Origin of the sequence: Eubacterium sp. An11 (assembly GCF_002161065.1) — a bacterium.
GTDB lineage: Bacteria > Bacillota > Clostridia > Lachnospirales > Lachnospiraceae > Anaerobutyricum > Anaerobutyricum faecale.
Genome location: NZ_NFLV01000085.1, coordinates 1 through 1,161 on the forward strand (window position 1 = coordinate 1; position 1,161 = coordinate 1,161).

1 protein-coding gene is annotated in these 1,161 nt (G+C 51.6%); it reads left to right on the forward strand.

Annotated elements, in window-relative coordinates; all coding sequences use genetic code 11:
- The coding region (locus B5E53_RS18640) for a DNA polymerase IV (RefSeq protein WP_140401543.1) at positions 1-1,161 on the forward strand (1,161 nt) is incomplete at both ends.

The window sequence follows — 1,161 nt, forward strand, 5'->3', positions numbered from 1 at the left end:
GATGTAAATTCCGCATTTCTGAGCTGGGAAGCTGTTTACCGCCTCCACCATTTAGGCGGGAAGGAGGATCTGCGGGAAAAGGTGTCTGCGGTTGGCGGTGATATGGCAATGCGGCACGGGATTATTCTGGCCAAATCTATTCCGGCCAAAAAGTTCCATATAAAAACGGGAGAAACTATTCTGGAGGCGAAACAGAAATGTCCGGAGTTGATCCTGGTTCCGCCTAACTATGGGCTATATGAAAAGTGCTCCAAGGCATTTATGGATATCCTGCGCCAGTATTCTCCAACCGTAGAGCAATACTCGATAGACGAAGCCTTTGTGGATATGACAGGTACGGAAGGTCTCTGGGGCGATGCGGTGACGGCAGCATATAGGATGAAAGATCAAATCCGGGATACGCTGGGATTTACCGTCAATATCGGGATCTCGGAGAACAAGCTGTTGGCTAAGATGGCATCAGATTTCCAGAAGCCGGACCGGGTGCATACGCTGTGGCATAATGAGATTGAAGATAAAATGTGGCCGCTTCCGGTGAGTGATCTGTTTTTTGTCGGGCGGGCGACTGCCAAAAAGCTGTTTAACCTGGGGATCCATACCATAGGGGAACTGGCCCATGTAGATCCACATCTGCTGAAAGTGCATCTGAAGAAACATGGAGAAGTCATCTGGGCCTTTGCCAACGGGATGGATGTGTCCGTGGTGCAATCCGAAGCTCCGGCGAATAAAGGGTACGGAAACTCCACCACCATTGCTTTTGACGTGACAGACGCATCTACGGCGAAGCTGGTGTTGTTGGCGTTGGCGGAGACGGTGGGAACCAGACTGCGGGCAGTCAAGGTGCGGGCGGAAGTGATCGCTGTGGGAATCAAATCTCATGACCTGCGATATGCCAGCCACCAGATGACGCTGCAGAACGCTACGAACATAACCATTGAGATCCATCGTTGTGCCTGCCAGCTTTTTGACCAATTATGGGATGGGACAGCCATCCGGCATCTGGGGATCCACACCAGCCGGGTAAAGGATGGGTTCAATATGCGCCAGTTGGATATGTTTGACACGACAGATTATGAAAAGCTGGAGAAAATGGACGCAACGGTGGACCGGATCCGTGGACGGTATGGGATTGACTCGGTAAAGCGGGCGGCATTTGTCGGA